Below are 21,521 nucleotides of genomic sequence, written 5' to 3' on the forward strand. Positions count from 1 at the left end.
GTTTGGCGACCTAGTGGAAGAAGTGGCGGGTTTTCGTCAGGTACATCGTTACGTTGGCCTTTTTGGCCGCTGCGATGACTTCTTCGTCGCGGATCGAACCACCGGGCTGCACGATGGCGCGGACGCCGGCGTCGATGAGGATCTGCGGGCCGTCGGCGAACGGGAAGAACGCGTCCGAGGCGGCGACCGAACCCCGAGCCCGCTCGGCGCCGGCGCGGTTGACCGCGAGCTGCGCCGAGTCGACCCGGTTGACCTGACCCATACCGACCCCGACGGTGGCGCCGTCCTTAGCGAGCAGGATCGCGTTGCTCTTCACGGCACGGACCGCCCGCCACGCGAACGCCAGGTCCCGCAGCAGCTCCTCGTCGGCGGCCTCGCCGGTCGCCAACTGCCAGGTCGCCGGGTCGTCGCCGGGGGCGTCCACCCGGTCGGCGACCTGGGCCAGCACGCCACCGGTCACCGGCCGCAACTCCACCAGCGCCGGCGTCCAGGCCGGCGCCCGCAGCAGCCGGATGTTCTTCTTGGCCTGCAACACCTCGACCGCGCCCTCGTCGAAGCCGGGCGCGACCACCACCTCGGTGAAGATCTCGGCCACCTGCCGCGCCAGCTCGACCGAGACCGGCCGGTTGACCGCGATGACGCCGCCGAATGCCGACACGGGATCGCAGGCGTGCGCCCTGCGGTGTGCCTCGGCCACGTCCACGCCCACCGCGATGCCGCACGGGTTGGCGTGCTTGATGATCGCGACGGCCGGCTGGTCGGCGAAGTCGTTCGCCGCCCGCCAGGCGGCGTCCGCGTCGACGTAGTTGTTGTAGGACATCTCCTTGCCGTGCAGCTGCTCGGCCTGGGCCAGCCCCGCCGGGGCGTCCGGGTCGGTGTAGAGCGCAGCCGGCTGGTGCGGGTTCTCGCCGTAACGCAGCGCCGCCGACTTGCGCAGCGCCAGCCCCGCGAACTGCGGCCACCAGTCGTCGGCGGGTGCCAGCTCCTGCGCGCACCACCGGGCCACGGCCACGTCGTACTCGGCGATGTCGGCGAACGCCCGGGCGGCCAGCGCGCGCCGCTGGGCCAGGGTGAAGCCCCCCTCGCCGAGCGCGCCGATCAGTGCCGGGTAACCGGCCGGGTCGGTGAGCACGGCGACCGAGGCGTGGTTCTTGGCGGCGGCCCGCACCATGGCCGGGCCACCGATGTCGATCTGCTCCACGCACTCCTCGACGTCGGCGCCGGAGGCGACGGTCGCCTGGAAGGGGTAGAGGTTGGAGACCAGCAGGTCGAACGCCGCAACCCCCAGCTCGTCGAGCTGCGCGACATGCGTGTCCTTGCGCAGGTCCGCGAGGAGACCCGCGTGCACCTTCGGGTGCAGGGTCTTCACCCGGCCGTCGAGCACCTCGGGGAACCCGGTCACCGTCTCCACCGGCGTCACCGGCACACCGGCGGCGGCGATGGTGCCCGCCGTGCTTCCGGTGGACACGATCTCCACACCGGCGGCGTGCAGGGCCTGAGCCAGCTCGACCAGCCCGGTCTTGTCGTAGACGCTGACCAGCGCCCGCCTGATCGGGCGGCGCCCGTCCTGAGTGGGACTCACGGAACCGTGACCTTCCTTCCGGTGATGGTCCAGCCTTCGCGGACCAGGCGACCAACCTGCTCGACGAGCTGGCGCCGCTCGGCTTCCTTGATGCGCTCGGTGAGCGTGTCCACGTCGTCGTCGTCGAGCACCGGCACCGCGACCTGCGCGACGATCGGCCCGGTGTCCATGCCGGCGTCGACGAAGAAGAGGGTGGCCCCGGTGAGCTTCACGCCGTAGGCGAGGGCGTCACGCGGGCCGTGGATGCCGGGAAACGCCGGCAGCAGGGTGTTGTGGGTGTTCAGGTAGCGGTCGCCGAACGCGGCGAGGAAGTGGGGGCCGACCAGCTTGAGGAAACCGGCGGAGATGACCAGGTCCGGTTGGTGTTTCGCGACGTGCGCGGTGAGCGCCCGGTCCCAGTCCTCCCGGGTGTCGTGATCACGGACCCGCTCGACGAAGGTCGGCACCCCCGCGGCCTCGGCCCGGTCCAGGCCCGCGATGCCGTCACGGTCCGCGCCGACCGCGACGACCTGCGCACCGTACGCGGGGTCGACGGCGGCATCCAGCAGCGACTGGAGGTTGCTACCGGAGCCGGAGATGAGGACGACGATGCGGGCGACAGGCGCGGGCTCGGTCACCGGGCCACCCTATCGGGCAGGTCAGGAAGCCCTCCGGCTGGGCGGCGCGCCGATCTTTGACAGTGCCGACGTGCATCGACCCGGTACGCTGCCGCTCGCTCGGACTTGACACCTCGTCGGTCCGTGCCCCCGCACCGATCGGCACACCAGCGGTGTCGCTGCACTGAGGAGCACCGCGTGTCGCCCGGTCACCACCCCTACGGCAACCGTCGATCGGCAGCACCGTGACGATGTCGTGGTGCTGCCGCGCTGTGCATTCCGAGGACTGACAGCGATCATGGGTGGCAACAACAGCAGTAACTGACGGAACCAGTTCAAGGAGCTCTCGAATGCAACCCGGTAACCCCGGCCAGGACCCGTACGGCCAGCAGCCCAACCAGGACCCGAACGCACCCCAGCCGCCGCAGTACGGCCAGCCGCCGGCGGCCCCGTACGGCCAGCAGCCGACCTCGGGACAGCCGTACGGCCAGCAGCCGACCTCGGGACAGCCCTACGGCCAGGACCCCTACGCCCAGCAGCAGCCCCAGTACGGCGGCGGCGGTCCGACGTACCCGAACGCCGGCTACCCGCAGGGGGGCCAGGGGCAGAACAACACCCTCGGCCTGGTGTCGATGATCCTCGGTATCGCGTCGATCCCGCTGATCTGCTGCTTCTACCTGGGCATCCCGGTCGGCATCGCGGCCGTGGTGACCGGTTACCTCGCCCGGCAGAAGGTCGCCCAGGGCCAGGCGAACAACGCCGGGCAGGCCAAGGCCGGCCTGATCTGCGGCGCGGTCGGTGTCGGGTTGGGCATCATCCTGATCATCCTCAGCATCGTGGCGAACGTGGCCCTGCCCACCCAGCCCTGACAAGCTCGGATTCGACGGGGCGCTCCGGATTCGTCCGGGGCGCCCCGCGCGCGTCTACTGGGCGGGGGTGCGGGTGAGGGCCCGGGTGGCGGCGGCGCCGAGCAGTGCGCCGACCGCGATGACGACAGCGGCCACCGCACCGACCTGCCAGCCCACCGGCCCGACCTGTGCCAGCCGGCCGGCGCCCAGTGACCCGCCGGAGACCGCGGCGGCCACACCGAGCAGCACGCCGGCCACCAGCCCGGCCAGCACCGCTGGGGCCAGCACCTCGGCCCAGCGCTGCGGGGCCCGCTCCGGCCCGGCGAGTCGGGCCACCCGGCGGGCGAGCAGGCAGCCGGCCACCATTCCGGCCAGCACCGGCACCGCGAGCAGCAGGGCGCCCAAGCCGTCCACCGGGCCTCGTGGCAGACCGGCGAGCAGTGGCACGGCTGGCAGTGCGCCGACCGACACCTCGCTGGTGCGAACCGCGGTGTCGGTGCCGACCGCGAAGCCCGGCCCGAGCAGATAGCTGGCCGACCAGATCGCCGCGTTCGGCGCGTACGCGACGCTGACCAGGGTGATTCCGGCCTGCCCGGCGACCCCCGTCCGGTACGCCCCGATCATGTCCGCCGCGTCGCCGCCGCCGGTGGCCACCGCCAGGCCGGCCGCACCGGCACCCGCCCCGAGCAGCAGCAGCCCTGCCACCAGGCCGGTGCGAATGCCGTCCCGCAGCGGATTTGACAGCCGGGTGACGAGGAGCCGGGTCACGGCGGTGATGCGGGTGGCGCCAATCAGTGCGGCGAGTGTGCCGACCACCGCGAACGTGGCGCCCGCCCGGATCGGGGACACCGTCGGCCCACCGGCACCCACCAGCACCGCCGCGAGTGCGCCCAGCAGCGCGTACGCGATGCCGACAGCGCCTGCGGCGAGCAGCGCGCGGCGCGGTGAGCGGGTGTCCCGGGCGCCGATCGCGCGGCTGACGTGCACACCGGCCCGGCTGAGCCGCCAGAGCGCGAGCACGGTCAGCGCCAGCGGGGCGAGCCCGAGCGGGCCGGAGTCGGTGTGCAGCGGCACGCCGTGGCCGAGCAGCCAGCCGGCCAGCGCCGTGCGCAGGGTGCTGACCAGTGTCGTCGAATCCGTGCCGAGCTGGACCAGGCCGAGCACGATGGCGACCGGCAGGTAGGAGGTGAGGGCGGCCCAGCCGGCCGCCACCCCGGCGGCGACGGGCAACGGCGCGCGCCCGCGTGGCGCCCCGCCCGCGCGGGGCGCGGGCACCCGTCGGGCCCGGGCGGCACGATCGACCGGCCGGTCGTCGGCGTTCACACCGCCGGGACGGCTGGGACGGTCAGGGGTGACGGGGGACATCCGCTCTACTCTGGCACGTCGCGCGGGCGGTGGCAGTCCGTTAAGCCGCCCGAAGGGCGGCGAGTTGACCGAACCGGGGCCCAGGCCATCCGGCCCGGTCTAGCCTCGGCCAGAGGGGGCGCGAGTCGCCGCCACCCGGGTCGGGTCCGCCGGTCGCGGTCCGGCCGGCTCGCCGCCCACGACCGCCCGGAGGACGCCGTGACAACGCCATACGCGCCATCCCCGCCCCCACCGGCCCGGGGACGGGACCGGACCACGCTCTGGGGCGTGCTGGGCATCGTGCTGGGGCTGATCTGCTGCGGCATCCTGGGCATCATCTTCGGCTACCTGTCCATCCGCGACGCCCGTCGGTACGGGCAGTCACCGTTACTGGGCTACCTCGCCATCGTGTTCGGCGTGATCAACATCATCGGTGGCGCGATCCTGCGTGCCACCAACAACTACCCGTTCTGGAACAACGACTGAGCGGGCTGCGCCACCACCAGCGGGATACGCCGACGGCGCAGGTACGCCGAAGGGGGTCGACCGGTTGCGGTCGACCCCCTCCGGTGTTGCCTGACCGGCTCAGTTGCCGGACATGATCTCCCGCATCAGCTTCGCGGTCTCGGTCGGCGTCTTGCCGACCTTGACGCCGACAGCCTCCAGCGCCGCCTGCTTCGCCTCGGCGGTGCCGGCCGAGCCGGAGATGATCGCCCCGGCGTGACCCATGGTCTTGCCGGGAGGAGCGGTGAAGCCGGCGATGTAGCCGACCACCGGCTTGGTGACGTTGGTCTTGATGAACTCGGCGGCCCGCTCCTCGGCGTCGCCACCGATCTCACCGATCATGACGATGGCGTCGGTCTCCGGGTCGGCCTCGAACGCCGCCAGGGCGTCGATGTGGGTGGTCCCGATGATCGGGTCACCGCCGATGCCGACGCAGGTGGAGAAGCCGATGTCGCGCAGCTCGTACATCATCTGGTAGGTCAGCGTGCCGCTCTTGCTGACCAGGCCGATCCGGCCGGAGCCGGTGATGTCGGCCGGGATGATGCCGGCGTTGGACGCGCCCGGCGAGGCGATGCCGGGGCAGTTCGGCCCGATGATCCGGGTCTGCTCGCCCTTCGCCACGTTGTACGCCCAGAACGATGCGGTGTCGTGCACCGGCACGCCCTCGGTGATCACCACGGCCAGCGGGATCGCGGCGTCGATCGCCTCGACCACTGCGGCCTTGGTGAACTGCGGCGGCACGAAGATGACAGTGACGTCGGCCCCGGTCTCGGCCATCGCGTCCGCGACGGACGCGAAGACCGGCAGCTCGGTGCCGTCGAAGTCGACCTTCTGGCCCGCCTTGCGCGGGTTGACGCCGCCCACCACGTTCGTGCCGGCGGCCAGCATCCGCCGGGTGTGCTTCGAACCCTCGGAACCGGTCATCCCCTGGACGATGACCTTCGAGTCCTTGGTCAGCCAGATAGCCATGATCAGACCCCCGCAGCTGCCAGCTCGGCGGCCCGCTCGGCCGCACCGTCCATGGTGTCCACCCGCTGCACGAGCGGGTTGTTCGCGCTGTCCAGGATTGCCCGGCCAGCCTCGGCGTTGTTGCCGTCGAGACGGACGACGAGCGGCTTGCTGACCTGCTCGCCCCGCTGCTCCAGCAGCGCCAACGCCTGGATGATGCCGTTCGCGACCTCGTCACAGGCGGTGATGCCGCCGAAGACGTTGACGAAGACGCTCTTCACGGCCGGGTCGGAGAGCACGATCTCCAGCCCGTTCGCCATCACCGCGGCGCTCGCGCCACCGCCGATGTCGAGGAAGTTGGCCGGCTTGACGTTGCCGTGCCGCTCACCGGCGTACGCGACCACGTCGAGGGTCGACATGACCAGACCCGCGCCGTTGCCGATGATGCCGACCTCACCGTCGAGCTTGACGTAGTTGAGGTCCTTGGCCTTGGCGGCCTGCTCCAGCGGGTCCACCGCGGCCTGGTCGACCAGCGCCTCGTGGTCCGGGTGCCGGAACGCCGCGTTCTCGTCCAGGCTGATCTTGGCGTCGAGCAGGAGCATCCGGCCGTCGCCGTTCTTGGCGAGCGGGTTGACCTCGACCAGGGTGGCGTCCTCGGCGACGAACGCCTGCCACAGGCCGACGGCGATCTCGACCACCTGGTCGGCGACCTCGGCCGGGAAGCCGGCGGCGGTCACGATCTCGCGGGCCTTGGCCTCGTCCACGCCCTTCACGGCGTCGATCGGGGCCTTCACGACCTTGTCGGGGGTGTCGGCGGCGACCTGCTCGATGTCCATGCCGCCGGCGACGCTGGCGATGCAGAGGAAGGTGCGGTTCGCTCGGTCGAGCAGGTACGAGAAGTAGTACTCCTCGGCCACGTCCGCGGTCACCGTGATCATGACCTTGTGGACGGTGTGACCCTTGATGTCCATGCCGAGGATGTCGGTGGCGCGGGCCACCGTCTCCTCGGCGCCCTCGGCGAGCTTGACGCCGCCGGCCTTACCTCGGCCGCCGACCTTCACCTGCGCCTTGACGACCACGCGACCGCCGAGGCGTTCGGCGATCGCACGGGCCTCTTCCGGGGTAGTGGCGACGCCGCCGGCCAGCACGGGCAAGCCGTGCCGCTCGAACAGGTCCCGCCCCTGGTACTCGTACAGGTCCACGATTGCGCGTCCCGTCCCGTCTCCGCGGCGCGCCGTCGCGCCGCCACCAGCGTTCAAAAACAGTTTGACGCCTGTCATCAGTTGAAACAGGCCATTGGCCGCAGCCTAGCGAGGTCGGCACCACCGGCAACCGAGCGGGTGCGCGGTGTGCGGTAATGCACAACCGGACATCAGACGCGGCCGGTTTGCGGCCACGACACGGATGGCATCAACCATCCGGGCGATGTTGTCCGGCTTGCGTAACCCGGCCGTGGGGGCGTCGTTGAGTCAGATGTCGGAGCGCTGAGAAGCGTGACGACGGGAGACGGCCGATGCCCTGTCGGTCGAGGGGTGGCGGCGGGGCATCGTGCATAGAGGGGCCGGACGTGTGAGGGGTGCGTCCGGCCCCTCCCCCGTGCCCAAATCCGGTCGCTGAGCTACGAGCCTCAGGAAACCGGCTGCGCCACGTTCTGCCGGACCCACTCGACAATCGCCTGAGTGGTGGCACCCGGCGTGAAGATCTTGGCGACGCCCAGCTTCTCCAACTCGGGAATGTCGCCGTTCGGAATGATGCCGCCGCCGAACACGACGATGTCGCGAGCGTCCCGCTCACTGAGCAGTTCCAGCACCCGCCGGAAGAGCGTCATGTGCGCGCCGGAGAGGACGGACAGGCCGACCGCGTCGGCGTCCTCCTGGATGGCGGTCTCCACGATCTGCTCGGGAGTCTGGTGCAGGCCGGTGTAGACGACCTCCATGCCCGCGTCCCGCAGAGCGCGTGCGACGACCTTCGCGCCCCGGTCATGGCCGTCCAGGCCGGGCTTGGCGACGACGACCCGAATACGAGAGCTCATCAGCGCACACCTTTCACCGGCTTCACGGGCCTTCACCTGAACGAACGGTAACCCGGCGGGCCCGGCCCAGGAAATCGGGGCCGGGGAACCGGGCTCCGCCGCCGGCCCCTGCCCGGCATTGTCGTACGGGCGGACCCGAAGTGGCGGGCAGCGGACCGGGGGCCGGCCGGGGAGGCCGCCGAGCCAGATCGGGAGGCCCGCCAAGGAATTCCGGCGCTGCCCCGAGTCAAGTCGGACGACTCCGCCGGATCGGTCACGCTCGGCGACGAACGGGCAGCATCAGGGGCACCGTTTAGCGGCGCGATGCGTGACAATCATGGACGTAAACGGACAGATCGACACGCCAGTTTGGCGGTCTAGCTTGTGACTCGCCTGGTGGTTGGCTAACGTGTCCACGGTTGTCATCAGGTCCATGGACGGGTGACGACGCGGTCAGCGGACGTTCATTCGAGCTTCACGAACGCCCACCGGCCGCTTCGGAACCCCGACAACGGAGGGTGTGCGTGCGCCAGCGCCTGTCGTCTGAGCCCGATCGATATCGCGGTCGTCGCCGTGTGCCCACCCCACCGCGCAGCCGTTACGCCGCTGTCGTCACCACGGCGTTCGTCGGGGCCGGCATCGTCGCCCTCGGCGCGAGTGCTCTGCCCGACGCCAAGGACGTCAGCCCGTCGGTGCTCGACGAGCTCAAGCAGGCGTCGGTCACCAGCCAGGACGCTGCGGCCCGTGCTGAGAACGCCGACCGCGCCTCGCGGGACAGCCGCAGCAAGGACAGCGCCGAGCCCGAGGTCTGGCTGCTGCCGCTGCAGGGCTACGACTTCAACTCCCCCTACGGGCTCCGCTGGGGCAAGATGCACACCGGCGTCGACCTGGTTGCCGGCGAGGGCACGCCCTACGTGGCGATCCACGACGGGCTGGTCACCAAGGCCGGCTGGTTCGGCGGGTACGGCAACGCGGTGATCGTCCAGCACGCCGACGGCAGCGAGGCCATCTACGGCCACTCCTCCTCGGTGAGCGTGAAGGAAGGCCAGCAGATCAAGGCTGGCGACCAGCTTGGTCTGGTGGGCCAGACGGGCCACGCCTACGGCACGCACCTGCACCTGGAGATCCATGTCAAGGGCCAGCCGGTCGACCCGGTGCCGTTCCTCCAGGACCGCGGAGTGGACATCAAGCTGCAAGTCGAGGCAATCTACAACGAGGTAGCCGCCTCCTGACGTTGCGTAACGACCGTTGACCGCCCGGATCTGTCGATCCGGGCGGTTTTTCGTTGCCCCGGCCGGATGGATGTATCCCGGGCCACAGCTGCGATTGTGACCGGCGACACGACGGAGCATGATCACTTTTCCGGATAGAACGCCATAGGGCGGGTCATATCTGGGCAGCCATCACTTCACGCGCCGCGCGGTCACCCGGTCCCCGCGCCCACCCCGGCTCGGTCCGACACCAGTATTTCGAGGTCAAGTGCCCCTCGACTGTGAAGGTCCGCCGTGCAGGAAGACAGCCCCGTCCAGAACGAGAACACCCCCGACGCCCCCCACACCGGGCAACCGCAGCGCGCCGGCCGGCGGAACCGCCTCGTCGTGCTCAGCGCCGCCGCCCTGGTGGCTCTCGGCCTCGGTGGCGTCGCGGTCGCCACCACCGGCGGCGACCACCCGGCACCCGCAGCCGTCTCCCTCGACGCGCAGAGCCGGGCCGAAGCCGCCAGCCGAGCGGACCGCTCCGCCCGCGAGTCGAGCACACCGGTCACCCCCTCGGCCAGCCCGACACCGAGCACGTCCGCGGCCACCGCCAGCCCGACGCCCGCGAAGACGGCCACCGCCAAGGCCAAGCCGAGGCCGAAGCCGAAGAAGACCACCAAGCCCACGCCCGCCTGGGTCAACCCGATGCCGGGCGCGGCCGTCACCTCCTGCTACGGGCAGCGATGGGGCACCCTGCACGCAGGTATCGACCTGGCGCTGCCCTCCGGCACGCCACTCCGCGCCGCAGCCGCAGGCACCGTGACCCAGGCCGGCGACGCCTCCGACGGGTACGGCAACTCCGTCTTCATCGACCACGGCAACGGATACCTGACCCACTACGCCCACCAGAGCCGCATCGCGGTCACCGTCGGCCAGAAGGTGAAGGCCAGCCAGGTCATCGGCTACGAGGGCGCCACCGGCGACGCCACCGGCCCGCACCTGCACTTCGAGGTGCACCAGGGCATGTGGAACCAGATCGACCCGGCCCCGTTCATGCGGACACGCGGCGTGGACCTGGGCTGCTGAGCCAGAAACGTCGGTTCACCCCATCGGGCCGCCCGTCCCACTGGCAGCGACGCCGCGCTCGGCTGCCTTGTAACACCGCGCCACCTGGTGGAAGGCTTCCTTGGGCTCCCACTGTGACGGGTCCTCGGGCGGCACCCGCACCACGCCGAAGCCCGCCATGTCCAGGTCGTGACGCGGGTCCGCGCGGTGCGGGAAGTCCGGCATGGCAAAGGTGTAGACGAAGCAGCCGTGCACGCCATCTGCGGCGTAAAGGTCGATGAGTTCGGCCAGATACGCCGCCTGGGTGGGCTCGTCGCGTACGTGACCGTCCTTGACCTGGGGCGGTTGGGTGAACCAGTTCACGATACGAAACGCCCCGGGCCCCCGGCGCTCGGCCCCGAGATGGGCGCCGCACCCGAACTCGGTGATGACCACCGGCTTGTCCGCCTCCCGCAGCAGGGCACGCAGCCGTTGCTGGTAGGCGGCCGGGTCGGGGCCGAGACGGTAGAGGTTGACGCCGACGAGGTCGAAGCCGGACCAGTCGACCTTCTCCCAGAAGCCCGCGGCGTAGCTGACCGGCCCACCGAATGCGGCGCGGGCGACAGGCAGGGCGGCCCCGAGCAGGGCGTTGAGCTTGCGGGTGATCCGGCGGTCGAAGAAGCGTCGCCGCCGCACCAGCACCTGTAGCCGGATGAAGACACGCGGTCCCGGGAGCATCCCCGGGGAGGTGAGGGAGAACTCGCTGCCGAGCAACAGTGTGACTCGACCCGGATACTGGACGCGCAGTTCCTCGGCCGCGGCGGCCGTCGCCGAGAGATGGGCCAGGATCTCTCGGTGCGGGCGGTCGGCGACATACGGCCGGATGTAGACATCGAGCCCGACTTCCAGGGCGCGCCGCGCGGCTTCCATCTGCGTCCGGGTATCGGTGTCAATCACCATCACGGTCGTGCAATGCAGGTCCTCGCGGATGGCGCGCATGTCCCGGCGTACCGCCTCACCGGAGGTGTAGCCGGCGACGTACGAGATACCTCTGATCTCCAGGCTCACGCTCCCCACTATCCGGGCCGGATGCGGTGTCGGAAACGCCTGAGGAACTGAAATAGACCTTGGTTCACATCCCTATACCTTCGGCGCTGCTGCCCGCCGCGCCGGTCAGAGCTTGTCGACCGGGGCGTGCCGGAGCACCAGCCACATGGTCTGGTCACCGAAGTCGATCTGCGCGCGAGCACCCGGGCCGTGCCCCTCGACGGCGAGCACCCGCCCCAGCCCGTACCGCTGGTGGTTGACCCGGTCCCCGGCCGCCACCTTGGGCCCCTGCGGCAGCTCGCTGGCCGTGGTCAGCCGGCTGGCGTCCACGCCGAGCCGCTGCGCCAACTGGGCCGCCTTCGGCGTACCCCCGGTGAAGTTGCCACGCGCGCCGGGCGTGCGGTCCGCGCGGCCTCCGACGCCGCCGCCCCCGCCGGCCCACGAGGTGTACGACCCTTCGGTGCGCTCCCAGTGCACCAACTCCGTCGGCAGCTCCTCCAGGAACCGCGACGGCGGGTTGTAGGACGGCTGCCCCCAGGCCGAGCGGGTCACCGCCCGGGAGAGGTAGAGCCGCTGCCGGGCGCGGGTGATGCCGACGTACGCCAGCCGGCGCTCCTCCTCCAGCTCACGGGTGTCACCCAGCGAGCGCAGGTGCGGAAAGACGCCGTCCTCCAGCCCGGTCAGGAAGACCACCGGGAATTCCAGACCCTTGGCGGTGTGCAGCGTCATCAGGGTGACCACCCCCTGGTGGTCGGGGTCGTCGGAGGGGATCTGGTCGGCGTCGGCGACCAGCGCCACCTGCTCCAGGAAACCGGCCAGGGTGGCCCGCTCCCCTTCCTCGCCCAGCGCCTCGATCCGCTCGGTGTACTCCCGGGCGACGCTGACCAGCTCCTGGAGGTTGTCCACCCGGCCGGCGTCCTGCGGGTCCAGGCTCTCCTCCAGCTCGGTGAGGTAGCCCGAGCGGGTCAGCAGTGCCTCCAACACCTCTTCCGGGGTGCCGGTCTCGGACAGCTCCCGTGCCCCGTCGAGCAGCGCCACGAAGTCGGCGATGCCGTTGGCCGCCCGGCTGGAGATGCCCGGCGCCTCCCGGGCTCGCCGCAGCGCCGCGCCGAACGAGATCCGGTCCCGGCTGGAGAGCGCCTCGACGCACGCCTCGGCGCGGTCGCCGATCCCCCGGCGGGGGGTGTTCAGCACCCGCCGCAGGCTCACCGTGTCGTCGTCGTTGACCACCGAACGCAGGTACGCCAGTGCGTCGCGGACCTCCTTGCGCTCGTAGAAGCGCACCCCGCCGACCACCTTGTAGGGCAGGCCGACGCGGATGAACACCTCTTCGAACACACGGGACTGGGCGTTGGTGCGGTAGAAGACAGCGACATCGCCGGGGCGGGTCTCGTCGGCGTCGACCAGCCGGTCGATCTCCCGGGCCACCCAGTCGGCCTCGGCGTGCTCGGTGTCGGCCACGTAACCGACGATCCGCTCGCCCGCGCCGGCCTCGCTCCACAGCCGCTTCGGCTTGCGGGAGGTGTTGCGGTCGATCACCGCGTTGGCCGCGTTGAGGATGGTCTGGGTGGAGCGGTAGTTCTGCTCCAGCAGGATCGTCCGCGCGTCGGTGAAGTCGCGTTCGAACTCCAGGATGTTGCGGATCGTCGCACCGCGGAACGCGTAGATCGACTGGTCCGCGTCGCCGACCACGCACAGCTCGGCGGGCTCCAGCCCGTCGGTGCCGGAGACCAGCTCCTTGATCAGCGTGTACTGGGCATGGTTGGTGTCCTGGTATTCGTCCACGAGCACGTGCCGGAACCGCCGACGGTAGCTCTCCGCGACGTGCGGGTGCGACTGGAGCAGGTGCACCGTGGTCATGATCAGGTCGTCGAAGTCCAGTGCGTGCGCCTCACGCAGCCGGCGCTGGTAGAGCGTGTACGCCTCGGCCAGCGCCCGCTCGTTGGGCCCGGTGGCCCGTGCGGCGAACTGCTCCGGGTCGACCAGCTCGTTCTTGAGGTTGGAGACCTGGGCGGCCAACCCCCGCGCCGGGTAGCGCTTCGGGTCGAGATCCAGCTCGCGGGTGACCAGCTGCATCAGTCGCCGGGAGTCGTCCGCGTCGTAGATGGAGAAGGTCGACTTGAGGCCGGCGTGCTCGTGCTCGGCGCGCAGGATCCGGACACACGCGGAGTGGAACGTCGACACCCACATCAGGCGCGCCCGCGGACCAACGAGCGCGGCGACGCGCTCCTTCATCTCGCCGGCCGCCTTGTTGGTGAAGGTGATCGCGATGATCTCGCCGGGATGGACGTCCCGTGCGGCGAGCAGGTAGGCGATCCGGTGCGTGAGCACCCGGGTCTTGCCGGACCCGGCGCCGGCCACGATCAGCAGCGGCGAGCCGGCGTGGCTGACCGCGTCGCGCTGTGGCCCGTTGAGCCCGGCGAGCAGCTGCTGCGGATCGAGGCGGACGGCGGCGGGCCGGGGCCGGTCCGGGCGGGCCGGCGCGGACTCCGGCGCAGGCGGGGACGCGGGAATGTCGAAGAGAGGATGCATCGCCCGACAAGTCTATGCCGCCAGTCGGACACTACGGTCTCTGGCGCTCGGCAGCTCGTGCCCGACCGCGTGCTCCCACCGCACTGCCCGCCAGTCGGGCAAAGATCGGCGTCTCACCGCGGAATGCTTGCGCACCCGGCGTCGACGTGGGCATACTCGACGGCGTGATCGCTGCGCGCTACTACTTTTACTACGGCACCGGGAGTCCGGCTGCCGTAGGTCGCGCCTGATCGATTCAGACCTACGAAAGCCCCGGGCTCCTGGAGTCCGGGGCTTTTTCCGTCCCGGGTTCCGGGCACCGGGCACCACAGTGCGAGAGGTACCCGATGATGACAGACGTGATGGAGCAGAGCGGCGGCCCGACCCGACCGAAGGCCGAGCAGCCCGCGGTCAACGGGAGCGAGCCGGCGGCACCCCTGTCGCCGACGGCCGAGGCCGCTGGGCCGCCAGAGGCACGGACCGGCACCGAGGAGCCGTCCGCCTCCGCTCGGATCGTGCAGATCAGAGAACGGATCGACGAGATCGACCACGCCCTGATCACGCTCTGGCAGGAGCGGGCCGCGTTGTCCCAGGAGGTCGGGGTGACCCGGATGGCCTCCGGCGGGACGCGCCTGGTGCTCTCCCGCGAACGCGAGATCCTGGAGCGCTTCCGGGTCGCGCTCGGCGCCGACGGCACCCAGTTGGCCCTGCTGCTGCTCCGCGCGGGCCGCGGCCCGCTGTGAGCCGCACCGGCCCACGGCGACTCACCCGGCCCGTGCGCCCCTCGTGACCTTCGCTGCGCCACGCGGCGCCGGCCCCGGGCCACGGACAGACGAAACCGCCTGCCGTCGTCGTGGTGACGTCGGCAGGCGGTTCCGGTGACTCACGCCTCGTGGGTGGCGACGACCTGGCGCCGCTCCGCGAAGTGGCAGGCGCTCGGGTGGTCCGTGCCCTGTCGGATCTCCAGCAGCGGGACCTGCTCGGCGCAGACGTCCTGCGCCTTCCAGCAGCGGGTCCGGAACCGGCAGCCCGAGGGCGGGCTGATCGGCGACGGCACGTCACCCGTGAGCCGGATGATCGTCTTGTTGTTCCGCTGCGTCGGGTCCGGCACCGGCACCGCGGAGAGCAGTGCCTGGGTGTACGGGTGCGTCGGCCGCTCGTAGATCTCGTCCTCGGTGCCGATCTCGACGATCTTGCCGAGGTACATCACCGCGACCCGGTCCGAGAGGTGGCGAACCACCGACAGGTCGTGCGCGATGAAGACGTACGACAGCCCGAACTCGCCCTGGAGCTGCTCCAGCAGGTTCATCACCTGAGCCTGGATGGAGACGTCCAGCGCCGACACCGGCTCATCGCAGACGATGATCTCGGGTCGCAGCGCGAGCGCGCGGGCGATGCCGATGCGCTGACGCTGACCGCCGGAGAACTGGTGCGGGTACCGGTTGATGTGCTCCGGGTTGAGCCCCACCAGGTCGAGCAGTTCGCGGACCTTGGCCCGGCGGCTGCCCTTCGGTGCCACCTCCGGGTGGATCTCGAACGGCTCACCGAGCAGGTCGCCGACGGTCATCCGCGGGTTCAGCGAGGTGTACGGGTCCTGCATGACCAGCTGGATCTGCCGGCGGAGACGGCGCAGCGCGCCACCGGACAGCTTGGAGGTGTCCTGGCCCTTGTAGACCACGCTGCCGGCGGTCGGCTTCTCCAGGTTCATCAGCACCCGGGCGAGCGTCGATTTGCCGCAGCCGGACTCGCCGACCACACCGAGCGTCTCACCGGCGCGCAGACCGAACGAGACCCCGTCGACCGCCTTGACCTGGCCGACGGTCTTCTTGAACACCACACCCTGCGTGACGGGGTAGTGCTTGACCAGGTCACGGACCTCAAGGATGTTCTCAGACACGGTTCACCAGCTCCTCGGCGAAGTGGCAGGCGCTGGCCCGGTCGCGGCCGACCTGCAGCAGCGGCGGGACCTTCTCCCGGCACACCGGCTGAGCCATCGGGCAGCGCGGGTTGAACGGGCAGCCCGGCGGGATGTTCATCAGGTTCGGCGGGAGGCCCTTGATCGTCCGGAGCTGCTGCCCCTTCTCGTCCAGGCGCGGGATCGATTCGATCAGACCGATGGTGTACGGGTGCGCCGGCTTGGCGTACAGGTCGTACACGTTGGCTTCCTCGACGATCCGGCCCGCGTACATGACCGCGATCCGGTCCGCGACGTCGGCGACCACGCCGAGGTCGTGGGTGATCAGGATCATGCCCATCTGCCGCTCACGCTGAAGCTCGGCGAGCAGGTCCATGATCTGGGCCTGCACTGTCACGTCGAGGGCGGTGGTCGGCTCGTCCGCGATCAGCACCTCCGGGTCGAGCGCCAACGACATCGCGATCATCGCGCGCTGCCGCATACCGCCGGAGAACTGGTGCGGGTAGTTGTTGAACCGGCTCTTGGCGTTCGGGATCTTGACCTGGTCGAGCATGTCGATCGCGCGCTTCTTGGCCTCCGCGCGACCCATGCCCCGCCGGACCCGGAACTGCTCGGCGATCTGGAACCCGACGGTGAAGACGGGGTTCAGCGCGGAGAGCGCGTCCTGGAAGATCATCGCGATACCCTCGCCGCGGATGCGGCGGCGCTCCTCGTCGGACATGCGGAGCATGTCCTTGCCGTGGAAGCGGACCTGGCCACCGGTGACGAAGCCCGGCGGCGTGTCGAGGATGCCCATGATGGTCTGCGCCGTGACGCTCTTACCGGAGCCGGACTCGCCGAGCACGGCGAGGGTCTCCCCCGCGTCGACGTGGTACGTGACCCCGTTGATGACCTTTGCGACGCCGTCCCGGGTGCGGAACTCCACCCGCAGGTCGTCGACCTCGAGCAGCCGGCCGGAGGGACGTCCGGACCCGCCGGGTCCCGGCGCGGACTGCTCGGACACGAGAATGTCGGACACTGGATATCCCCTAGCGGAGTTTCGGATCGAGGGCCTCGCGGACCGCCTCACCGAGCATCACGAAGCTCAGCACTGCGGTGACGAGGAACGCGGCGGGGAAGAAGACCAGCCCTGGCGCGACTCGGAGGAAATCCTTACCGTCGCTGATCATGATGCCCCAGGACACCACCGGAGACTTCAGACCGACGCCCAGGAACGACAGGGTGGCCTCGGCGCCGATGAACGAGCCGACCATGATCGTGCCGTAGACCAGCAGCGGGGCCAGGCAGTTCGGCAGCAGGTGCTTGAGGATGATCCGGCCGGTGCCGGCGCCCAGGGCGCGGGCCGCGACGATGTAGTCGGCTTCCTTGGTGGCGAGCACCGAGGAACGCATGAGGCGCATCACGACCGGCCAGCTCAGCACGATCAGCGAGACGATCACCAGGCCCATGATCTGGGCCTTGCTGTTGCCGGAGCCCGAACCGTTGAACGTGGTCAGGATGACGATCGCGCCGAGCACGAAGGGCAGACCGAAGAAGACGTCGGCGATCCGGCTCAGCAGCCCGTCCACCCAGCCACCGCGGTAGCCGGAGATGATGCCCATGGCACCACCGACGAGCAGGGTGCCGACCACGGACAGCACGGCGACGATGACGGATGCCCGCGCGCCGTAGATGACCCGCGCGTAGACGTCGCGGCCCTGCACGTCGTAGCCGAACCAGCCATTGGCGGACGGCTTGTCGAGGCTGCGGGACAGCGATCCGTTGACCGCGTCACCCGGGGCGAACAGCGCCGGGAAGGCCGCCATCAGCAGGAAGATCAGAATCAGGACGCTGGCGATCCAGAACAACGGCTTGCGGCGGAGGTCCCGCCAGGCGTCACCGAGCAGGCCACGGGGCTTTTCGTTGCTCTGCGGCTGACCTGCGGTAGCAGGGGCGGCGGAGTCGGTCGGGTGCGCGCCAGGGGTGCTGACGATTGATGCGGTACTCGGGTCACTCATAACGGATCCTCGGGTCCAGGGCGGCGTAGAGCAGGTCAACCAGCAGGTTCATCACGAGATAGACCAGCACCAGGACGACCACAATGCCCACCACGGTGGCGCTCTCCTTGGTCACGATCGCGCGGTACACCGCACGGCCGATCCCGTTGATGCCGAAGATCCCCTCGGTGACGATCGCACCGCCCATCAGGGCACCGAGGTCGGTGCCGAGCAGGGTGACCACCGGGATGAGCGAGTTACGCAGCAGGTGTACGCCTACCACCCGGCGCATCGGCAGACCCTTGGCGATCGCGGTGCGCACGTAGTCGGCGCGGCGGTTCTCCGCGATGCTCGTACGTGCAACCCGGGCGATGTAGGCCACTGACGCACTGCCCAGCACGAAGCCCGGCACGATCAGCTCGGACCACCGCATCTCGGAGGAGACGGTCGGCTTGACGATGCCCCACTGCACGCCCAGGAGCCACTGGAGCACGAAGCCGACGACGAAGACCGGCAGCGCGATCAGGAAGAGCGTGGAGACCAGGACCAGGTTGTCCAGGAAGCCGTTGCGGCGCAGACCGGTCAGCACGCCGGCACCGAGGCCGATCACGGCCTCGATGGCGAGTGCCACCAGGGCCAGCTTCAGCGTGTTCGGGTAGGCCGTGGCGATGATGTCACCGATCTCGCGCTGCGAGAACGTCTGACCGAAGTCACCCTGGAGCAGGTTCTTCATGTAGTTGGCGTACTGCACGAAGACGTTCTGGTCGAGGTGGTACTTCTCAGTCATGAAGGCGATGTACTGGTCCGGGCAGCGTCGCTCGCCGCACTTGCCGGCGAACGGATCGCCCGGAACGGCCCAGACGAGCCAGTAGATCAGGAACGTCGTACCGATGAAGACCGGCACGAGTTGGAGCAGCCGTCTCAACAGATAACGGCCCATGGGGTGGTCCTCCAGACAGGGGGCGCGTCGGACGGCCGACACGGTGGTGACAACGTGCGAGTGGAGTGTTGTAACACCCAGTCGCGGAACGGCCCCGGGTCGGGCTCACCGGATGTGGCGAGCCCGACCCGGGGTCAGACCGTTCGGATCAGAGCTCGACCGAGGTGATGTCGAGTTCGCCGACGTTGTTCAGCTCGAGCTTCTTGATCTTCTCCGAGTGGCCGGACTGCTGACCGTAGAAGTAGATCGGGATGCTCGGGACGTCCTGGTCGACCAGCTCGACGGCCTTGGAGAACGCCTCGTGCGAGGCCTCCAGGGTCGGCGCGGCGCTGGCCTGCTTCGCCAGGGCGTCGACCTCCTTGTTGCTGTACAGACCGTCGTTCGAGGAACCACCGGTGACGTACAGCGGGTTGACCCAGTTCTCAACGTCCGGGTAGTCCTGCTGCCAGGCAGCGCGGTACGGGCCCTTCATCTGGTGGGCGTTGATGCTCTGGCGGAAGACCGCGAAGGTCGGCACGCCCTCGGCCCGAGCGTTGATGCCCAGGTTGGTCTTGATCTGCTGCGCAACGGCGTCCATCCAGTCCTTGTGGCTGGAGTCCGAGTTGTAGTAGAAGACCATCTCACCGGTGAAGCCGCCGGCCTCGGTCAGCAGCGTCTTGGCCGTGGCCGGGTCGAACTTGCAGGCGGTGCAGTTGCCCGGCTTGGCGCCCGGGGTCAGCGGGTTCGCCCAGCTGTCGGCCGGCTTACGGGTACCGAAGAAGATCTTGTCCGAGATCTCCTGCCGGTTGATCGACAGCGACACGGCACGACGCAGCTTCGGGTTCTGGAAGCGCTTGTCGTAGGTCGGGAACGCGATCAACGCGGTCGACGGCGTGACGGTCGACAGACCCCGGTCACCGAGGTCGGTCTTCCACTTGTCACCGGCGAGCGCCGAGGTGGGGACAACCTCCATGAAGTCGAGGTTGTTCGCCAGCAGGTCGGCGTAGGCGGCCGTCTCGTCCTGGTACAGCTTGACGTCGACGTCCTTGACCTTCATCTTGTCGCGAAGGTTGTAGTCGTCGAAGCGCGTCAGCTTGATGAGGACGTTGTCCTCCCACGACACGAACTTGACCGGGCCGTTGCCGACCGGCTTCTTGCCGAACTCTTCCGGCTTCTGGGTGAAGAAGACGTCCGGCAGCGGCATGAAGGCGCTGTAGCCGAGCTTGGTCGGGAAGACCGCGGTCGGCGCACCCAGGGTGACCTCGAAGGTCTGCTCGTCGACGACCTTCAGGCCGGACATCTTGTCGGCCTTCGGCGCCGGGGCCTTCTGCGGGCCCTCCGCGCCGTCCGGGTCCGTGGTGTAGGTGTCCTCGAAGCCCAGGATGTCGGAGAAGAAGGTGCCGTTCTGCGCGCCGTTCGGCGAGTAGGCGGCCCAGTTCCAGGCGTCAACGAAGTTCTTCGACTTCACCTCGGTGCCGTCGTGGAACTTCGTGCCCTTCTTGATCTTGATCGTGAAGACCTTGGAGTCCGTGGTGTTGATGGACTCGGCCAGCGCGTTGCGCGGGGCCCCACCGTCGTTCGGGTACTCGACCAGGCCGGTGAACAGCCAGTCGATCACCTTGCCGCCGCCAGTCTCCGTGGTGTTCGACGGGACCAGCGGGTTCTCCGGCTGGACGCCGTGGACGGTGATCGCGCCGTCCTTGCTGGCGGCAGCGTCGTCGTTGCTGTCACCGCTCGAGCAACCGCTCGCGACAAGCGCGGCAGCCGCGCTGAGCGCAATTGCGCTCGTCGCCCGCTTCGAGACTCTCATTCCGAGGGGCCTCCTCTTTCTAACCAGGTTCCGTCGTGGGTTTCACGCACGTTTGGGGGTGACACCGCCCGACCACCCCGAGGCGCGGGTCGCCGGGACCACAGGGAATTTGGGGACACCCTGATGTTCCGATCCGCCGGGCTCCCTCACCAACGAGGCGCGACACGACGCAGGAGGCACAGCCACGAATCGCCGCGAGCGGCGAGGACGTGGTCGTTGGCCGTACGGAGTGCCACACACCGATGGTGAGGTGCTGCCACTGTGACACCAACTGGCCTCTTCCGTGAAGGTGCCGTTATCAAGCCGTTAGTTGCCCGCCACGTTGCCGATACTTGAAAAATGATCATAAAACGGTCGGTCCGGGCAGCACTGAGCAGGAAATACGTTGCATCACCCGCGAACCTGGGTTCGGCCCACGCGTACACGGCGGGCCTCACCTCTGCCCGATAGGACGTACGTCACCATCCGTTTTTCGACCCGTCCGGATGAGGTCTACTACGGCTGCACGGGCACCATCACACGGCTGGGTGGCCGAGGGCGCAAAGATCGTCTGTCTGATCCTCCGGCCCGGTGACGTGCTGTCACACGAGCCGGCGGTCCGCCGCCCAACGGGAGAGCTCGTAACGGTTGGACATCTGGAGCTTGCGCAGCACGTTCGACACGTGCGTCTCCACCGTCTTGATGGAGATGAACAGCTCCTTCGCGATCTCCTTGTACGCGTACCCCCGGGCCAGCAGCCGCAGCACCTCCCGCTCACGGTTGGTGAGCTGGTCCAGCTCGGGGTCGGCCACCGGTGCGTCCGGTCGGGCCGCGAAGGCGTCCAGCACGAAGCCGGCCAGCCGCGGGCTGAACACCGCGTCCCCGTCCGCCACCCGGCGGATCGCCGCAGCCAGCTCGTCCGGGGAGATGGTCTTGGTGACATACCCCCGGGCACCGGCGCGGATCAGCCCGATCACGTCCTCCGCCGCGTCGGAGACACTCAACGCGAGGAACTTGACCTGCGGGTGGGTGCGGCGCATCGCCTCCAGCACCGCGCGTCCGCCGCCGTCGGGCATGTGCACGTCGAGCAGCACCACGTCCGGTCCGACGGCGGCGATCCGCGTGACCGCCTCGGCCACCGTGCTCGCCTCGCCCACCACCTCGACGTGGGCGCCCAGCTCCGCGCGCACCCCGGCCCGGAACATGGCGTGGTCGTCCACCAGGAACACCCGCAGCCGCTCGGGGCGGGCCTCCGCCGGGTCGAGGTGCTCGGTCGACTGCTCGGCCATGG

At 69.7% G+C, this 21,521-nt stretch carries 19 protein-coding genes; 5 read left to right on the forward strand and 14 right to left on the reverse strand.

Annotation, left to right across the window (positions count from 1 at the left end):
* Positions 1-10 precede the first annotated feature (10 nt).
* Both purH and purN read right to left on the reverse strand, forming a co-directional pair.
* Positions 11-1,582: a bifunctional phosphoribosylaminoimidazolecarboxamide formyltransferase/IMP cyclohydrolase gene (gene purH, locus CLT68_RS02290; protein WP_099848541.1), complete on the reverse strand. Its 1,572-nt coding sequence runs from the start codon at positions 1,580-1,582 to the stop codon at positions 11-13.
* The gene (gene purN, locus CLT68_RS02295) at positions 1,579-2,199 is read right to left on the reverse strand and encodes a phosphoribosylglycinamide formyltransferase (RefSeq protein WP_088950139.1); all 621 of its coding nucleotides are present in this window, start codon (positions 2,197-2,199) and stop codon (positions 1,579-1,581) included. Before purN ends, purH begins: the two co-directional genes overlap by 4 nt.
* A 329-nt stretch (positions 2,200-2,528) precedes the next feature.
* Between purN and CLT68_RS02300 the strand changes: the two genes are divergently transcribed.
* Complete coding sequence (locus CLT68_RS02300) at positions 2,529-3,047, forward strand: DUF4190 domain-containing protein (protein ID WP_099848543.1); 519 nt, start codon at positions 2,529-2,531, stop codon at positions 3,045-3,047.
* A 54-nt stretch (positions 3,048-3,101) separates the two neighbouring features.
* On the opposite strand, the gene CLT68_RS02305 is transcribed toward CLT68_RS02300, so the two are convergent.
* On the reverse strand, positions 3,102-4,391 hold the full coding sequence (locus tag CLT68_RS02305) for a cell division protein PerM (RefSeq protein ID WP_099848545.1): 1,290 nt from the start codon (positions 4,389-4,391) through the stop codon (positions 3,102-3,104).
* Positions 4,392-4,589: 198 nt separating this feature from the next.
* Between CLT68_RS02305 and CLT68_RS02310 the strand changes: the two genes are divergently transcribed.
* A complete protein-coding gene (locus CLT68_RS02310) occupies positions 4,590-4,856 on the forward strand; it encodes a hypothetical protein (protein WP_099848547.1) in 267 nt (88 codons plus the stop codon).
* A 99-nt stretch (positions 4,857-4,955) separates the two neighbouring features.
* On the opposite strand, the gene sucD is transcribed toward CLT68_RS02310, so the two are convergent.
* The 3 genes from sucD to icmB all read right to left on the reverse strand — a co-directional run bounded on the left by sucD (position 4,956) and on the right by icmB (position 7,854).
* Positions 4,956-5,843, reverse strand: coding sequence for a succinate--CoA ligase subunit alpha (sucD, locus tag CLT68_RS02315; RefSeq protein WP_088950143.1), 888 nt, complete (start codon positions 5,841-5,843; stop codon positions 4,956-4,958).
* A 2-nt stretch (positions 5,844-5,845) separates the two neighbouring features.
* A complete protein-coding gene (sucC, locus tag CLT68_RS02320) occupies positions 5,846-7,024 on the reverse strand; it encodes an ADP-forming succinate--CoA ligase subunit beta (protein WP_088950144.1) in 1,179 nt (392 codons plus the stop codon).
* Between the two features lie 425 nt (positions 7,025-7,449).
* A complete protein-coding gene (icmB, locus tag CLT68_RS02325; RefSeq protein WP_088950145.1) occupies positions 7,450-7,854 on the reverse strand; it encodes a coenzyme B12-dependent isobutyryl CoA mutase small subunit in 405 nt (134 codons plus the stop codon).
* Between the two features lie 503 nt (positions 7,855-8,357).
* Between icmB and CLT68_RS02330 the strand changes: the two genes are divergently transcribed.
* Positions 8,358-9,065 (forward strand): M23 family metallopeptidase, encoded by a 708-nt coding sequence (locus CLT68_RS02330; RefSeq protein WP_099848549.1) that lies wholly within the window; start codon positions 8,358-8,360, stop codon positions 9,063-9,065.
* 273 nt (positions 9,066-9,338) lie between these two features.
* Complete coding sequence (locus CLT68_RS02335; protein ID WP_099848551.1) at positions 9,339-10,115, forward strand: M23 family metallopeptidase; 777 nt, start codon at positions 9,339-9,341, stop codon at positions 10,113-10,115.
* 15 nt (positions 10,116-10,130) lie between these two features.
* Here the strand turns inward: CLT68_RS02335 and CLT68_RS02340 are convergent, their stop codons facing one another.
* Both CLT68_RS02340 and pcrA read right to left on the reverse strand, forming a co-directional pair.
* A complete protein-coding gene (locus CLT68_RS02340; RefSeq protein ID WP_199176970.1) occupies positions 10,131-11,072 on the reverse strand; it encodes a glycoside hydrolase family 113 protein in 942 nt (313 codons plus the stop codon).
* 174 nt (positions 11,073-11,246) lie between these two features.
* Complete coding sequence (gene pcrA, locus CLT68_RS02345) at positions 11,247-13,652, reverse strand: DNA helicase PcrA (protein WP_088950148.1); 2,406 nt, start codon at positions 13,650-13,652, stop codon at positions 11,247-11,249.
* A 326-nt stretch (positions 13,653-13,978) separates the two neighbouring features.
* Between pcrA and CLT68_RS02350 the strand changes: the two genes are divergently transcribed.
* Complete coding sequence (locus tag CLT68_RS02350) at positions 13,979-14,374, forward strand: chorismate mutase (protein WP_199176971.1); 396 nt, start codon at positions 13,979-13,981, stop codon at positions 14,372-14,374.
* A gap of 140 nt (positions 14,375-14,514) precedes the next feature.
* Here CLT68_RS02350 and CLT68_RS02355 read toward each other — a convergent pair whose 3' ends face one another.
* The 6 genes from CLT68_RS02355 to CLT68_RS02380 all read right to left on the reverse strand — a co-directional run bounded on the left by CLT68_RS02355 (position 14,515) and on the right by CLT68_RS02380 (position 21,519).
* Positions 14,515-15,528 carry a dipeptide ABC transporter ATP-binding protein gene (locus CLT68_RS02355; protein ID WP_099848557.1) on the reverse strand — a complete coding sequence of 338 codons (1,014 nt, stop codon included), beginning with the start codon at positions 15,526-15,528 and terminating at the stop codon, positions 14,515-14,517.
* A complete protein-coding gene (locus CLT68_RS02360) occupies positions 15,521-16,564 on the reverse strand; it encodes an ABC transporter ATP-binding protein (protein WP_370453048.1) in 1,044 nt (347 codons plus the stop codon). The genes CLT68_RS02355 and CLT68_RS02360 overlap by 8 nt, the downstream gene beginning before the upstream one ends.
* Before the next feature lie 10 nt (positions 16,565-16,574).
* The gene (locus tag CLT68_RS02365; RefSeq protein ID WP_088950151.1) at positions 16,575-17,543 is read right to left on the reverse strand and encodes an ABC transporter permease; all 969 of its coding nucleotides are present in this window, start codon (positions 17,541-17,543) and stop codon (positions 16,575-16,577) included.
* Positions 17,536-18,462, reverse strand: coding sequence for an ABC transporter permease (locus CLT68_RS02370; protein WP_088950152.1), 927 nt, complete (start codon positions 18,460-18,462; stop codon positions 17,536-17,538). Before CLT68_RS02370 ends, CLT68_RS02365 begins: the two co-directional genes overlap by 8 nt.
* Before the next feature lie 148 nt (positions 18,463-18,610).
* Entirely contained in the window at positions 18,611-20,251 is a 1,641-nt protein-coding gene (locus CLT68_RS02375; protein ID WP_099848559.1) for an ABC transporter substrate-binding protein, read from the reverse strand.
* Between the two features lie 581 nt (positions 20,252-20,832).
* A complete protein-coding gene (locus CLT68_RS02380; RefSeq protein WP_088950154.1) occupies positions 20,833-21,519 on the reverse strand; it encodes a response regulator in 687 nt (228 codons plus the stop codon).
* Positions 21,520-21,521: the final 2 nt, after the last annotated feature.

The organism is Micromonospora sp. CNZ299 (genome assembly GCF_002754415.1).

What these genes read in the sequence shown, in the direction of transcription:
- CLT68_RS02375 (WP_099848559.1), bottom strand. Translation starts at nt 20,251, where the DNA reads ATGAGAGTCTCGAAGCGGGCGACGAGCGCAATTGCGCTCAGCGCGGCT.
- CLT68_RS02370 (WP_088950152.1), bottom strand. Translation starts at nt 18,462, where the DNA reads ATGGGCCGTTATCTGTTGAGACGGCTGCTCCAACTCGTGCCGGTCTTC.
- CLT68_RS02380 (WP_088950154.1), bottom strand. Translation starts at nt 21,519, where the DNA reads ATGGCCGAGCAGTCGACCGAGCACCTCGACCCGGCGGAGGCCCGCCCC.
- sucD (WP_088950143.1), bottom strand. Translation starts at nt 5,843, where the DNA reads ATGGCTATCTGGCTGACCAAGGACTCGAAGGTCATCGTCCAGGGGATG.
- CLT68_RS02305 (WP_099848545.1), bottom strand. Translation starts at nt 4,391, where the DNA reads ATGTCCCCCGTCACCCCTGACCGTCCCAGCCGTCCCGGCGGTGTGAAC.
- CLT68_RS02365 (WP_088950151.1), bottom strand. Translation starts at nt 17,543, where the DNA reads ATGAGTGACCCGAGTACCGCATCAATCGTCAGCACCCCTGGCGCGCAC.
- CLT68_RS02350 (WP_199176971.1), top strand. Translation starts at nt 13,979, where the DNA reads ATGATGACAGACGTGATGGAGCAGAGCGGCGGCCCGACCCGACCGAAG.
- CLT68_RS02340 (WP_199176970.1), bottom strand. Translation starts at nt 11,072, where the DNA reads ATGCGCGCCATCCGCGAGGACCTGCATTGCACGACCGTGATGGTGATT.
- CLT68_RS02300 (WP_099848543.1), top strand. Translation starts at nt 2,529, where the DNA reads ATGCAACCCGGTAACCCCGGCCAGGACCCGTACGGCCAGCAGCCCAAC.
- icmB (WP_088950145.1), bottom strand. Translation starts at nt 7,854, where the DNA reads ATGAGCTCTCGTATTCGGGTCGTCGTCGCCAAGCCCGGCCTGGACGGC.
- pcrA (WP_088950148.1), bottom strand. Translation starts at nt 13,652, where the DNA reads ATGCATCCTCTCTTCGACATTCCCGCGTCCCCGCCTGCGCCGGAGTCC.